General features: G+C 39.2%; 12 protein-coding genes. 11 read left to right on the top strand and 1 reads right to left on the bottom strand.

Annotated features, from left to right (window positions below; genetic code table 11):
- The first annotated feature begins 2 nt into the window (after window positions 1-2).
- The 11 genes from RCJ93_RS04425 to RCJ93_RS04375 all read left to right on the top strand — a co-directional run bounded on the left by RCJ93_RS04425 (window position 3) and on the right by RCJ93_RS04375 (window position 12440).
- On the top strand, window positions 3-1007 hold the full coding sequence (locus RCJ93_RS04425; RefSeq protein WP_150284225.1) for a thiamine pyrophosphate-dependent dehydrogenase E1 component subunit alpha: 1005 nt from the start codon (window positions 3-5) through the stop codon (window positions 1005-1007).
- A gap of 3 nt (window positions 1008-1010) precedes the next feature.
- Entirely contained in the window at window positions 1011-1994 is a 984-nt protein-coding gene (locus tag RCJ93_RS04420; protein WP_446738487.1) for an alpha-ketoacid dehydrogenase subunit beta, read from the top strand.
- Between the two features lie 17 nt (window positions 1995-2011).
- Window positions 2012-3289, top strand: a complete 1278-nt coding sequence (locus tag RCJ93_RS04415) for a dihydrolipoamide acetyltransferase family protein (RefSeq protein WP_446738486.1) — start codon at window positions 2012-2014, stop codon at window positions 3287-3289.
- 200 nt (window positions 3290-3489) lie between these two features.
- Window positions 3490-5154 (top strand): methylmalonyl-CoA mutase family protein, encoded by a 1665-nt coding sequence (locus RCJ93_RS04410; RefSeq protein WP_446738953.1) that lies wholly within the window; start codon window positions 3490-3492, stop codon window positions 5152-5154.
- The gene (scpA, locus tag RCJ93_RS04405) at window positions 5151-7301 is read left to right on the top strand and encodes a methylmalonyl-CoA mutase (protein ID WP_150284227.1); all 2151 of its coding nucleotides are present in this window, start codon (window positions 5151-5153) and stop codon (window positions 7299-7301) included. The genes RCJ93_RS04410 and scpA overlap by 4 nt, the downstream gene beginning before the upstream one ends.
- Window positions 7294-8376, top strand: coding sequence for a methylmalonyl Co-A mutase-associated GTPase MeaB (gene meaB / locus RCJ93_RS04400; protein WP_150284228.1), 1083 nt, complete (start codon window positions 7294-7296; stop codon window positions 8374-8376). Before scpA ends, meaB begins: the two co-directional genes overlap by 8 nt.
- Before the next feature lie 189 nt (window positions 8377-8565).
- Entirely contained in the window at window positions 8566-9300 is a 735-nt protein-coding gene (locus tag RCJ93_RS04395; RefSeq protein ID WP_150284229.1) for an SDR family NAD(P)-dependent oxidoreductase, read from the top strand.
- Window positions 9301-9410: 110 nt separating this feature from the next.
- The gene (gene dacB / locus RCJ93_RS04390) at window positions 9411-10862 is read left to right on the top strand and encodes a D-alanyl-D-alanine carboxypeptidase/D-alanyl-D-alanine endopeptidase (RefSeq protein WP_446738485.1); all 1452 of its coding nucleotides are present in this window, start codon (window positions 9411-9413) and stop codon (window positions 10860-10862) included.
- 76 nt (window positions 10863-10938) lie between these two features.
- Window positions 10939-11379, top strand: coding sequence for a BrxA/BrxB family bacilliredoxin (locus tag RCJ93_RS04385; RefSeq protein ID WP_066786736.1), 441 nt, complete (start codon window positions 10939-10941; stop codon window positions 11377-11379).
- 182 nt (window positions 11380-11561) lie between these two features.
- Window positions 11562-11864, top strand: coding sequence for a hypothetical protein (locus RCJ93_RS04380; RefSeq protein WP_446738484.1), 303 nt, complete (start codon window positions 11562-11564; stop codon window positions 11862-11864).
- 87 nt (window positions 11865-11951) lie between these two features.
- A complete protein-coding gene (locus tag RCJ93_RS04375) occupies window positions 11952-12440 on the top strand; it encodes a DinB family protein (protein WP_446738483.1) in 489 nt (162 codons plus the stop codon).
- 39 nt (window positions 12441-12479) lie between these two features.
- On the opposite strand, the gene prli42 is transcribed toward RCJ93_RS04375, so the two are convergent.
- A complete protein-coding gene (prli42, locus tag RCJ93_RS04370; protein WP_150284233.1) occupies window positions 12480-12575 on the bottom strand; it encodes a stressosome-associated protein Prli42 in 96 nt (31 codons plus the stop codon).
- Window positions 12576-12577 lie beyond the last annotated feature (2 nt).

The raw sequence follows: 12577 nt of genomic DNA, 5'->3' as shown, positions 1-12577 counted from the left end.
TAATGATAGAAAATAAACATACTGCTTTAGGTTTATCTGATGAAGTAGTACTTGATATGTATAGAACAATGCTGCTTGCCCGACGTATTGATGAAAGAATGTGGCTATTAAACCGTGCAGGTAAAATCCCATTCGTTATATCTTGCCAAGGACAAGAGGCAGCTCAAATCGGCGCAGCATTTGCTTTAAATAATAAAAAAGATTATATTGCACCGTATTACCGAGATATGGGCGTTGTGCTACATTTCGGCATGACAGCAAAAGAGTTGATGCTTTCTGCATTTGCGAAAGCGGAAGATCCTAACTCTGGCGGCCGCCAAATGCCAGGTCATTTTGGTCAAAAGAAAAACCGCATTATTACAGGTTCTTCACCTGTAACGACACAAGTTCCACATGCGGTAGGTGTGGCACTTGCGGGGAAAATGCAAAAAGAAGATTTTGTCACATTTGTTAGTCTTGGAGAAGGATCTTCAAACCAAGGTGATTTCCATGAAGGGGCTAACTTTGCTGGTGTTCATAAGCTTCCTGTTATTATTATGGTGGAAAATAATCGCTATGCTATTTCAGTGCCGCTTAGCAAGCAAGTTGCGTGTGAAAATGTCTCAGACCGTGCGATTGGCTACGGTATGCCTGGCGTAACAGTAGATGGCAACGATCCACTTGAAGTGTATAAAGTGATGAAAGAAGCAGCAGATCGTGCAAGAAACGGTGAGGGACCAAGCTTAATTGAGACGATCTGCTATCGTTTAACTGCACACTCATCTGATGATGACCATCGTCAATACAGAACAGAAGAAGATTTGGCAGAAGGCCGTGCGAATGATCCGATTGTTCGCTTTGCAGCATATTTAAAAGATTTAGGCGTTCTAACTTCAGAAATAGAAGAAAAGATGCAAGAAGAAATCATGGCTGAGGTTGACGAAGCGACTGATTATGCGGAAAACGCTCCATATGCGGAGCCGGAACATGCATTGCAATACGTCTACGGAAACCATGAGGAGGTGTAGCAGATGGCGAATTTATCATATATTGATGCCATTACATTAGCGATGAAAGAAGAAATGGAAAGAAACGATCGTGTCTTTATTCTTGGAGAAGATGTCGGTTTAAAGGGCGGCGTGTTTAAAGCAACGCAAGGCCTTTACGATGAGTTCGGTGAAGAACGTGTGATTGACGCACCTCTTGCCGAATCAGCAATTGTCGGAGTTGGTATTGGTGCAGCGATGTATGGTTTAAGACCTATTGCTGAAATGCAATTTGCGGATTTTATCATGCCTGCTGTCAATCAAATTATTTCGGAAGCGTCTAGAATCCGCTACCGCTCAAATAATGACTGGAATTGTCCAATGGTTATTCGTGCTCCATTTGGTGGAGGAGTCCATGGCGCGCTTTACCATTCTCAATCAGTAGAAGCAGTATTTGCTAATCAACCCGGTTTAAAAATCGTCATTCCATCAACTCCATATGATGCGAAAGGATTGTTAAAAGCAGCGATTCGCGATGACGATCCTGTCCTTTTCTTTGAACACAAAAGAGCGTACCGCCTGATTAAAGGCGAAGTGCCAGAAGAGGACTATACAATTGAAATCGGCAAAGCTGATGTGAAACGAGAAGGCGAAGATTTGACTGTCATTACGTATGGCCTTGGCGTGCATTTTGCATTGCAAGCAGCTGAACGTTTGGAAAAAGACGGCATCTCTGTCCATGTATTGGACTTACGTACGATCTACCCATTAGACAAAGAGGCTATTATTGAAGCTGCAAAGAAAACGGGTAAAGTATTGCTTGTAACAGAAGATAATAAAGAAGGTAGCGTCATGAGCGAAGTCTCTGCGATTATTGCGGAACATGCGCTATTCGATTTGGATGCGCCAATCAAACGCTTAGCAGGTCCTGATGTACCGGCTATGCCTTACGCGCCAACAATGGAAAAATTCTTTATGATTAATCCAGATAAAGTAGAAGTAGCAATGCGTGAATTAGCTGCATTTTAAGCAAAGGGGGTTTTAAAATGGCAATTGAACAAATTACAATGCCACAACTAGGAGAAAGTGTAACGGAAGGCACAATCGAAAAATGGTTAGTTAAACCGGGCGACGAAGTGAAAAAGTACGATACATTAGCGGAAGTGCAGACAGATAAAGTAACAGCTGAACTCCCATCATCCTTTGCGGGCAAAATCATTGAATTAATCGCAAACGAAGGTGACACCATTGCGGTGGGCGAAGTTGTTTGTAAGGTTGAAATTGAGGGAAGAGCTGCAGAAGGAAAAACAGAGGCTTCTTCTCCTGCAGAAACAAAGAATGAAGAATCAGCAAGCGATCAAAGTATGAAAAAAAGGTATTCTCCTGCAGTCGTTCGTATGGCATCAGAGCATGGCATCGACTTGAATATGGTTGAAGGCAGTGGAACTTCTGGTCGGATTACAAGAAAAGATATTCAAAAGATCATTGATTCTGGAGAAATGCCAGCTACTAAACCAAATCCAGAAGTAGAAGCAAAACCAGTTGCTACTCCAGAGCAACCTAAAGTTCAGGCTGAACCAGTACCTGTTAAAGAAGAAAAAACGTATGAGCCAACTGCTACGGGCGATATTGAAATTCCTGTTTCAGGCGTCCGTCGTGCCATCGCTAAAAATATGGTGAATAGCACACAAGAAATTCCGCATGCGTGGCTAATGATGGAAGCTGATGTCACTAATTTGGTGAATTACCGTGATTCAATTAAAGGTGACTTTAAAAAACGCGAAGGCTATAACATCACATACTTTGCTTTCTTTGTAAAAGCAGTTTCACAAGCTTTAAAAGAATTCCCTATGATGAATTCACAGTGGCAAGGCGATAAAATTATCCAGAAGAAGGATATCAACCTTTCCATTGCTGTTGCAACGGAGGATGCCCTATTTGTTCCTGTTATCAAAAATGCAGATGACAAATCAGTTAAAGGCATTGCCAAGGAAATTCATGAGTTAGCTTCGAAAGTGCGTGCTGGCAAGCTGAAATCAGATGATATGAAGGGCGGCACATTCACCGTTAATAATACCGGTGCATTTGGCTCCGTCCAATCAATGGGCATCATCAATCATCCACAAGCAGCGATTCTACAAATTGAATCCATTGTGAAACGCCCGGTGATTATGGAAGGCGGCATGTTTGCAGCACGAGATATGGTTAATTTATGCCTATCGATTGACCATCGTATTCTAGATGGTTTAGTGAGTGGCAAATTCCTTTCTCGTGTTAAAGAATTGCTTGAGGGCTATTCAAAAGATACAATGTCAATTTATTAATGATTAATACTTTTGAATTGGTTGAGAATCTCATTTCTCCTTCCATCAAAATCTTTTCATATGACAAAAAGAAATAAACTAAAATGAAGTCTGGTAACCTAGTTGAAATGGTTTTCAGACTTCTTTTACTTTTAAGCTATGTACATATTGTGTAAAATAGTAGTAAGAATGACAAAGGGGGGAAGCATCTACGCGTGCGTATGACAAATATGAAAGAAGTAAATTTCCCAAAACCATCTTATGAGGAATGGAAAGAAGCCTCGATTAAAGCATTAAAAGGGAAGCCTTTTGAGTCTCTTTTCACAAAAACTATTGAAGGTATTACAATTGAACCACTTTATACTATGGAAGACTTATTAAATACACTAGATGGAAAATTAGATGCACAAGCTAACACAGTCCGAGAGATGAGGAGTGAAGGTGCTTTTGCGATCGCCCAAGCCGCCTACGCTGATTGTATTGATGAATACATCTCTGAATTAAAGAATTCTGTATCATTCGGTAATCAATATTTAATGATTGACCAAGCGGGCTTTGAGTGGAGTGAAGAGGCTCTGAAAAAACTCGCAGGATTACTTAATGACCATCCATTTTTTATACGGACTGCAGATCCAGAAATCCTAAATGTTTTTGACTTTATAGAAAATAAAGAAGCCAAAGGTTTTGTATTATCTAATGAGCACTGTCAAATCAACGGTTTTCAGAATGTTCGAAAGGTAAGCGCTAACATAATTGATGCTCATTACAAAGGGGCAAACGCTGTACAAGAATTAGCGATAGCTCTTGCTATAGCGAGTGAACGAATGGAAAAAGCAGCAGATTTCAATCAGCTTGAAAATCAATTTTTCGCTGCCTTTTCTGTTGATACACAATTTTTCATGGAAATAGCAAAACTACGAGCTTTTCGAATACTTTGGAAAGCGTTTACGAAAGCTTATGGTATCGAAAATCCAAAACCTGTGAAAATTTATGCAGAAACATCACTTAGAAGATTCTCAAAATTAGATCCTTACGTAAACTTGCTACGGGCAGGGAATGAAGCATTTACTGCGGCTATAGGTGGAGCTGATCTTTTAACAGTACACCCTCATAATATTATAACAAAGCCAACAAGCCAATCAGTTCGGATTGCACGAAATGTGGGCTTGGTAATACGCGAAGAATCGCATGTTACCAAGATAGAGGACCCTTCTGGCGGTGCTTATTATATCGAATCATTAACGCACGATTTAGCTAAAGAAGCCTGGGAAAAGTTTGTTGAAATTGAAGCAATGGGTGGCTATACACAATATGTAGAAAGTGGCCGATTAGAAAAAGAGCTTGAAGAAACAATGACTAAACGTCTTCTTGAAGTGGAAACAAGGAAAACTATACTTGTTGGCACAAACGATTTTGCTGATGCTAATGAAGAGGCTTCAGTTGAAACATTTTATAAGGTTCAACGTCTTGCAGAACCATTCGAAGGTTTAAGACGAACAATGAAAGATGCAAAAATCAAAGCAGCAATTTTGCCATTTGGCGATTTGAAAAAGATTAAGCCGCGTATAGATTTTGCTACAGGAGTCTTAGCTACTGCCGGTATGATTTCTAACGTAATAGAGCCTACATCAGATATAGAAAAAGCTAAGGAGTGGTTAAAAAATAGCAAAGAGGATTATGTCATTTTCTGTGCAACAGATGAGGATACTCTGAATGCAATCCCTGTTTTATTGGAAGAAAAACCAGCCTCAATTATATTGGATGTGGCGGGAAAATTTGATACGGATTGGCACACAAAAGGTTTAAACGGATATTTATACAAAGGCCAAAATATGATCCGAAAGTTGAAGAATATTGCTGAAACATTGAAGGAGGTTCAACGATGAAACCTAATTTTTCAACTATTCACATAGAAGAAGTTTTGCGTGAAGAACTTCCATCAAAAAATCAATCTACATTTATGACAAATGAAAATATAGAAGTTAAAACCAGCTACTCGTTCAATGATATTAAAACCGCAGCTCATCTTCATGATGTAGCAGGAATAGCGCCTAATACAAGAGGGCCTTATCCAACTATGTATATTGGCCGTCCATGGACGATTCGGCAATATGCTGGTTTTTCAACAGCAGAGGAATCGAATGCTTTCTATCGCCGAAACTTAGCAATGGGCCAAAAAGGCCTTTCCGTTGCATTTGACCTTGCAACACACCGAGGCTATGACTCTGACCACCCTCGTGTGACGGGGGATGTAGGTAAAGCAGGAGTTGCCATTGATTCTGTTGAAGATATGAAAATACTATTTGATGGAATCCCGCTTGATCAAATGTCTGTATCCATGACAATGAATGGTGCAGTGCTACCGGTGCTTGCTTTTTATATAGTAGCTGCTGAAGAACAGGGCATCACTCCAGATAAGCTTGCAGGCACAATCCAAAATGATATTTTAAAAGAGTATATGGTGCGTAATACATATATTTATCCGCCTGAAATGTCGATGAAAATCATCGCTGATATTTTTGAATATACATCAAAATTTATGCCGAAATTCAATTCTATTTCTATTTCCGGCTATCATATTCAAGAAGCGGGAGCTACAAACGATATCGAGCTAGCTTATACTTTAGCGGATGGGCTAGAATATGTCCGTACAGGACTGAAGGCAGGCATCGACATTGACAACTTTGCACCTAGATTGTCTTTCTTCTGGGCGATTGGCATGAATTATTATATGGAAATAGCCAAAATGCGTGCAGCTCGTCGCATTTGGGCTCAAATGATGTCTTCATTCAACCCTAAAAATCCTAAGACCCTTGCTCTTCGCACACATTCACAAACATCTGGCTGGTCTTTAACAGAACAAGATCCGTTTAATAATGTGACACGGACATTGATTGAAGCCAATGCTGCAACCATGGGGCATACACAGTCACTTCATACAAATGCTTTAGATGAAGCCATCGCACTTCCGACAGATTTTTCTGCTCGGATTGCACGAAATACACAGCTTTTTCTGCAAAATGAAACGCAAATGACCAAAACAATTGATCCATGGGGCGGTTCTTATTATGTTGAGAAGTTGACTGACGAATTAACAAAGTCTGCATGGACGTTGATTGAGGAAATTGAAGAGCTAGGTGGTATGGCAAAAGCAATTGAAACTGGGCTACCTAAAATGAGAGTTGAGGAAGCATCCGCAAAGCGGCAAGCTAAAATTGATTCTAAAACAGAAACAATCATAGGCGTCAATAAATATCGTTTAGATAAAGAGGATCCTATAGAAATATTAGATATCGATAATACGATGGTACGTCAATCTCAAATTGATCGAATTCAATTAATGAAAGAAAAACGAGATGAAAAGAAAGTACGCTATGAATTAGATCGCTTAACTCAAGCTGCAGAAACAGGGGAGGAAAACTTACTTACAGTAGCTGTAGATGCAGCAAGGGAAAGAGCCACGCTTGGAGAAATTTCGAATGCCATTGAGTCAGTTGCAGGACGACATAAAGCAGTCATCCGCTCTATTAGCGGTGTCTATGCTTCCAACTATTCTGATAAGGAAGCTATAGAAGAGATCAAACAAATGACTGAGGAATTCTTAGAAAATGAGGGAAGACGCCCAAGGATTTTAGTCGCTAAAATGGGCCAAGACGGCCATGATCGCGGAGCTAAAGTTGTTGCTACTGGATATGCAGACTTTGGTTTTGATGTGGATATATCACCGTTATTTATGACACCAGAAGAAACCGCACAAATGGCGGCAGAAAATGACGTTCATGTTGTTGGCGTTTCGTCTCTAGCAGCTGGTCATAAAACATTAGTGCCCGCTCTCATCGATGAATTAAAAAAACTAGGCAGAGAGGACATTATCGTGATTGTCGGTGGTGTTATTCCTGCTCAAGATTACGAATTTTTATATCAGAGCGGTGCCCAAGCAATCTTTGGACCTGGTACAGTATTGCCTATTGCATCTCAAAAAATGATTGAACTTATCTATAAGAATTTAGGGTACGAGGAAGTAAATGACTGATAAAAAATCAGCATTATTTGTCCAGCCAGGGGTTCAATCGATACATGACGGGATGCAGGAAACCAAACGAAAGAAGTTTGTTAAAAAGACGAAAGTCAAACAGAATCTAGACGAACTAGCTGAAAATATAAAGGAAGGCTCGCGTCTGCATTTGGCAAAAGCCATTACCCTTCTTGAAAGTGCTCATCCAGAAGATCAATCGGATGCGCAGGACTTACTTAAAAAGATGCTTCCCTATACAGGTGCTTCCATTAGAATTGGCATAACTGGTGTTCCAGGAGCGGGGAAAAGCACCTTCATTGAAGCTTTCGGCAAAATGCTCTGTGAAAGAGGACATAGAGTTGCTGTACTCGCTATTGACCCAAGCTCCACCGTCAATGGAGGTAGCATTCTTGGAGATAAGACAAGGATGGAGCAACTCTCACGCGAGCCCAATGCATTTATTCGTCCGTCTCCTTCAGCGGGGACCTTAGGCGGTGTGCATAAAAAAACACGAGAAACCATGCTATTATGCGAAGCAGCAGGCTACGATATCGTACTAATCGAAACGATGGGAGTCGGCCAGAGCGAGACAATTGTAAGAGGTATGGTAGATTTCTTTTTACTTCTTGTCCTGACAGGAGCAGGAGATGAACTACAGGGAATGAAAAAAGGCATCATGGAATTAGCAGATACAATTATTGTGCATAAAGCTGATGGGGATAATCTTCGTCCAGCGCAAAGAACCATGTCAGAGTACAAACGAATACAGCATTTTTTACAGCCTGCCACACCTGGGTGGGATACGAGGACACACCTTGTATCCTCTCTTGAAAACAAAGGGTTATCAAGAATACAAGAAACGATTGAAGAATTTCGGGAAACCTGTATGAAAACGGGTTTTTGGTCAAGCCGTCGCACCAAACAGACAACTGAATGGTTCCAGGCTATGATTCGAGATCGTTTAATCGACACTTTTTATGCAAATGATGATACAAAACAACGAGTTTCTCAATTTGAAAAACAAATAACTGAAGGACAGATGACTGTATCTCAGGCAGTTGATTTACTATTTTCTGACGAAAAGACTGAGTGAATTTAGCTCGGTTTTTTCGTACTTCTCGGATGAAATAAGCTGATAACGCTTAATCGTAGTTTTCATTCTAAAAATTGAATTTAATAATCCAATAAAATCTTCATTATAGTAGGAAACATTTAAAAGAGACATCTACTAAATAAAATATTTTAAATATTAAAAAAATAGTAATAACTGGGGGAAATAAATATGTTCGCAGGGAAAACAGTAGTCATTACAGGAGCCGCAAAAGGAATAGGTCGATCTATCGCATTAATGTATGCAAGACAACATGCAAATTTAGTGTTGGCTGATATCAATCCTACAGGAGAAGAATTTGCTAAGGAATTGGGTAGCCGTGCCATATTTGTGCAAACGGATGTGCGAAAACTAGATGATATCATCCATTTAATGAGCGAAACTGTAAACCATTGGGGTAAGATTGATGTTCTAGTCAATAACGCAGGGAAATTCGTGCCTGTATCACCATATGAATCTACTATTGATGAATGGGATGACATAATGAATACCAACCTGAGAAGTGTATTCTTATGTTCGAGAGAAGCAGCAAAATATATGCGAAAACAAGAAAATGGCGGATCCATTGTGTCGATTGCATCAACACGCGCATTTATGTCTGAACCGAATACAGAAGCATATGCTGCTACAAAAGGAGGCATTGTGGCTTTGACGCATGCATTAGCACGATCATTTGGCCCAGACGGCATTAAGGTCAACTGTATATCTCCAGGCTGGATTGAAACAGAGGATTATGAGGCACTAACCGAAACTGACCATGCAATGCATTTGAGCGGCAGAGTTGGGAAACCAGACGACATTGCCAATGCATGTATGTTTCTTACTCATCCTAAAAACGATTTTATTACAGCTCAGAATGTTACCATCGATGGTGGGATGACGAAGAAAATGATGTACGAGGATTAATAAGCTGAAAGGGTAAATGAGAATTTAAAACTCAGTTACTCTTTTTTTTCGACATATTTCGCGCGACTTATTCATATACTTGCCCTAAAGCTCTATTGGGGGAGGGAAATATGTACAAAAAGTATATATTCTTCTTAATTATTCTATGTCTTAGTGCAATGCCGTTCACAAATATAGCCAGTGCTAATTTTGAAAATGATGGAGAAATAGATGGGAATCTAAGAAGTACCATAGTACAAGAATTGCCCGCTGCAAATGTCAGTATGGTCATTCGTAATTTAGAAGGTCAAATTATATTTAATTATAATGGGGATAGGTCACAAAAACCTGCTTCGAATTTGAAACTTTTCACAGTGGCGGCTGCTTTAAGTGAGCTAGGGGAAAATTATCGTTTCAAAACGAATGTTTTTATGGATGGAATAGTGAAAAAAGGTGTTTTGCAAGGCGATTTGTATCTTCAAGGGAAAGGTGATCCTACTCTTTCTATGAACGACTTGAAAGAACTGGCTGCATTTCTTCATAGTCAAGGATTAAAGAAAATTAATGGACGTATTGTAGCTGATGATTTCTATTTTGATCAAAAATTGCTTACTCCGCACATTGAAAAAGAAGACCAATCTTATTATTATGCTGCCCCTGTCACAGCATTAATGATTTCACCTAACAAAGATTACGATGCAGCCTCCGTCCTAATAGAGGCAAAGGGTAACAAAGAGGGGAAAAAGCCTACATTGCACATAGAACCTGCTAAAGGAGAACTAATTATTCGTAATGAGGCAAAAATAGTTGCATACGGACAGCCGAATACGCTCAAAATCGAAAGGGCATTTGGCACACGTAAAGTGTATATTACAGGTAATTTGCCAAGGGAACAGACAGTAAGAGAATGGATAGCTGTTCCACAGCCAACAAAACAGACGATGACATTATTTAAAGAGGCATTAAAAAGTCAGCAAGTAGACTATACAGATACCACATTTTACAGAGCCGTACCTCCGAAAAACGCACACCTTATTGCACAGAAGCAGTCGGTGCCTTTAAAAGAAATAATGATTCCATATATGAAGTTAAGTAATAATAGTATCTCCAATGTTTTAGTAAAGACCCTCGGAAAAGAGGTGAAAAAAAGGGGTAGTACTCCTGCAGGACTGAAAACTATAAAGAAATATGCAGCATCTGCTCACATCCCTATAAAAAATGCTGTGTTGGACGATGGGTCGGGTTTATCGCAAGAAAATCGTTTGACGGCAAAGGATTTAACTGAATTATTGTATAAGATTTATAAAGACGAAAAGTGGTTTAATACGTATTTTAATAGTTTGCCAATCGCGGGGAAGAATGATCGCTTAACAGGTGGATCCCTTCAAAATCGACTGACCTCTCCTCTGACAAATGGGCGTGTATTTGCAAAAACAGGTTCTATTGAAAGGGTAAATACTTTAAGCGGTTATTTCATTGGACAAAGTGGCAAAATGTATATCTTTAGCTTGCTTGTCGAAAATCAAGAAGATACTGTAGAGGAAATTGATCATATTATAACGGAAGCTGCGCGTGTTCTATAATCCTGAAACGATCATTTTGAAAAGTGGACGAACACCTGTTATAGTAATAGTGATGTAAAAAAAGGAGCGAATACACATGAATATGGATTACGATTTATTTATGCAAGATATGCTGCGCCAAGCTCGCAGTGAATTGTCTGGAAACGGTTATGAAGAATTAAAAACAGCCGAACAAGTAGAGGATGCTTTCAACCGTCCTGGAACTACTTTTGTTATGGTCAATTCTGTTTGCGGCTGTGCAGGGGGTATTGCCCGCCCAGCAGCAGTACACGCGATTAATTATGATAAACGTCCTGACCATCTAGTAACCGTATTTGCAGGCCAAGACCAAGAAGCTACTGCTCAAGCACGTATGCACTTTGGTGAAGACCATATCCCTTCATCTCCATCATTTGTTATGCTGAAAGACGGGCAGCCAGTGGCTGAAATTGGCCGTCATGAAATCGAAGGACATGATCCTATGTCTGTAATCACTTCAATCCAAGCGTATTTTGAAGAATTTTGTGATGAAGTATAATTGAAAAGTAATAAGAGCTTCCTCTATTGGAAGCTTTTTTTGTTTTGATAAACTGGTAGGTGGTATGCTTCTTTCTCATTCAGATCTATCATTTCTTCAAGAAAGAATATATTAAAAGATGAATAATTTTATGAATCTCTCCATACTCTATGAATAACGGAAAATCGTAGAGGAGGGAAAGAATGATAGATATAAAAGAATATACAGATGATGTGGCTACTCTATTGATAAAGGATATACAGCAAGAGATTCAACGATTAACGGAAGAAGCAGTGAAATCTATTCAACAACAAAGAGTTCTATCTCAAAAAAGACGGTTATTAATTGAAAGCTTTGATAGCATTAGCAGTGCCATGACACAATTATTTATTAAAGATTTGATAATGGGGATGGATCAGGAAATTGCCATACTAGACGAAAAGATTCATAAATGTGAAGCTCATAAAGAATACTATAACGACATCTTAGAAGTAGTAAGAAATTAACGGAGCCCTGTCATTTCAGTATAGAGGTACTAGTATAGTAAACTATGAGTGCAAAGAAGTGAATCTAAACTTAAAGGAGCTTTCAGAATGAAAATCAATGACCAAGCAAGAGAAGAACTATTAACAGAAATAAGTGGCATATCTGATGAAAACTTAAATAAAAAACCTTCATCAGAACAATGGTCTATCAAGGAAATTGTAGAGCATTTATATTTGTTGGAATCTAATGTAGCGATGATGATAAAGCAAAATGCTGAAAAAGGGGAGAATGCTACAGTAAGTCATAAACCTATTGAAGCAACTGTTAATCGCGATGTTAAAGTCAACGCTCCTGCCACTGCATTACCATCTGATAAATTTGCTAGCATAAATGAGCTGGAAGAGAAATTATCAACCTCACATCAGCAGTTAGAAGAGTTAGAAAAAGCAGTAGACGTACAATTACTTAAACAAAAAGCATTTCCTCATCCTGCTTTTGGACTGATGAGTCTCGACCAATGGATTCCTTTTGTTGGCTACCATGAAAAAAGGCATATACTACAAATACAAGAAGTTAAGCAGCAGCTAGGACTATAAAAAAAGAGCAGACTGCTATTTACAGAGTCTGCTCTTTTATTATCGAATCATTGCTAAACCGAATGTTAGAATTGACATGACCATAATAAGAGCCATTAATATAACGACTACTTTTTGAATAGTTTTATTGCTCATTG

This window comes from Rummeliibacillus sp. BSL5, from assembly GCF_052928305.1.
This window is presented reverse-complemented; position numbering and strand designations above follow the sequence as displayed.

Excerpts from the sequence above, each read along its gene's own strand:
- dacB (WP_446738485.1), top strand. The coding sequence starts at position 9,411 with ATGTACAAAAAGTATATATTCTTCTTAATTATTCTATGTCTTAGTGCA.
- RCJ93_RS04380 (WP_446738484.1), top strand. The coding sequence starts at position 11,562 with ATGATAGATATAAAAGAATATACAGATGATGTGGCTACTCTATTGATA.
- RCJ93_RS04385 (WP_066786736.1), top strand. The coding sequence starts at position 10,939 with ATGAATATGGATTACGATTTATTTATGCAAGATATGCTGCGCCAAGCT.
- meaB (WP_150284228.1), top strand. The coding sequence starts at position 7,294 with ATGACTGATAAAAAATCAGCATTATTTGTCCAGCCAGGGGTTCAATCG.
- RCJ93_RS04425 (WP_150284225.1), top strand. The coding sequence starts at position 3 with ATGATAGAAAATAAACATACTGCTTTAGGTTTATCTGATGAAGTAGTA.
- RCJ93_RS04395 (WP_150284229.1), top strand. The coding sequence starts at position 8,566 with ATGTTCGCAGGGAAAACAGTAGTCATTACAGGAGCCGCAAAAGGAATA.
- RCJ93_RS04410 (WP_446738953.1), top strand. The coding sequence starts at position 3,490 with ATGACAAATATGAAAGAAGTAAATTTCCCAAAACCATCTTATGAGGAA.
- RCJ93_RS04420 (WP_446738487.1), top strand. The coding sequence starts at position 1,011 with ATGGCGAATTTATCATATATTGATGCCATTACATTAGCGATGAAAGAA.
- RCJ93_RS04375 (WP_446738483.1), top strand. The coding sequence starts at position 11,952 with ATGAAAATCAATGACCAAGCAAGAGAAGAACTATTAACAGAAATAAGT.
- RCJ93_RS04415 (WP_446738486.1), top strand. The coding sequence starts at position 2,012 with ATGGCAATTGAACAAATTACAATGCCACAACTAGGAGAAAGTGTAACG.
- prli42 (WP_150284233.1), bottom strand. The coding sequence starts at position 12,575 with ATGAGCAATAAAACTATTCAAAAAGTAGTCGTTATATTAATGGCTCTT.
- scpA (WP_150284227.1), top strand. The coding sequence starts at position 5,151 with ATGAAACCTAATTTTTCAACTATTCACATAGAAGAAGTTTTGCGTGAA.